The organism is Mesorhizobium sp. M7A.F.Ca.US.006.04.2.1 (genome assembly GCF_004022915.1).
Taxonomy (GTDB): domain Bacteria; phylum Pseudomonadota; class Alphaproteobacteria; order Rhizobiales; family Rhizobiaceae; genus Mesorhizobium; species Mesorhizobium ciceri.
Genome location: NZ_RZQA01001334.1, coordinates 1 through 1,058, shown reverse-complemented (window position 1 = coordinate 1,058; position 1,058 = coordinate 1). Strand labels below are relative to the sequence as shown.

The following is a 1,058-nucleotide window of genomic DNA, read 5'->3' as shown; positions in this document are numbered from 1 at the left end:
CCGCGACGCTGGCAAGCTACCAGGTGGCGCGGCTGCAGGACGATCCGTCCGATACGGAGCTTCTGGCGCTGGCGTCCGGTTCGTCGCTGGCCGATGGCGGCGGTGTCGCGGATGATCCGGCAGAGGAGGGCTCGCTTTGAAGCGTTCCTGGACATGGACGGGGACGCTGGTGCTGCTTGCGCTTTCGCTCGCCGTTAACTTCTTCCTGGTCGGCTATGCCATGCACGGCCTGCGCCAGGGCGCGGCGGCGGGCGTGCTGTTGTCGGAAATCGCCAGCAACTATCCCCCGGAGGTGAGGAAGGAGTTCCGCGGCGTGCTGCGCGACAACCGCGCGCGCACCTTCCAGGCACTGCGCGAGCTGCGTGCCGCGCGCGCCAATCTGGCGGCGGCACAGACAGCCAAACCCTTTGACGAAGCGGCGGTGAAGGACGCGATGGCGGCGGTGCGCAGCGCAACGACCAACCTGCAGGCGGCCATGCAGGACTATCTCCTGGCCGCGCTGAAGAATGTCAACGCCAAGCCCGCAGTGGGAGGTTGAGCCGCGACGGCCCTACTGGCGGCACAATCGTCGCCGACCTATGTCGATATCCAACCCGGCTTGCGATCGCGAAGATGGAACAATGCGGCACGACAGGCTTGTCCTGACCCTGATTTGGCGCGAGTTCTCGGCTGGCTTGCGCTCGATGCGCCGCCGCGACCTTGCCTGGATTGGGCTCGGCGGCGGGGCGCTGCTTGCCTATGGCATCGCTGACATCGTTCTCGCTCTGCAGTCGGCATCCGCCACGCTGCGGCAGGAGCAGGCGCTGTGGTTGCTTGGTTTGCCGGGCGCACTTCTTATTCTTGGCGCCTTTACCGGCAGCGCGCTCGCCAGGCTTTGCCTGTCGCGCGCCTTCGCGCCCTTCCTGAAGGCATTGCCGCTCTCGCTTCGGGAGGGCCGGCGCATGGCGGCGGTGGCGACATTTGCGATGGGCGTTCCGCTTGTCGTGGCCGTCACGGCGGCGGTCGGTCTTGGCTGCGCCGTCATCGCAAAACCACTCGCCCCGGTCTGGGGTCTCGGC

The 1,058-nt window shown here is 67.3% G+C and carries 1 protein-coding gene and 1 pseudogene; both read left to right on the top strand.

The annotated features are described in order from the left end of the window. Positions 1–136: 136 nt before the first annotated feature. On the top strand, positions 137–538 hold the full coding sequence (locus tag EN925_RS37095) for a periplasmic heavy metal sensor (RefSeq protein WP_127388497.1): 402 nt from the start codon (positions 137–139) through the stop codon (positions 536–538). Positions 539–620: 82 nt separating this feature from the next. Further along, a pseudogene (locus tag EN925_RS37090) lies at positions 621–1,058 on the top strand (hypothetical protein); the annotation flags it as partial.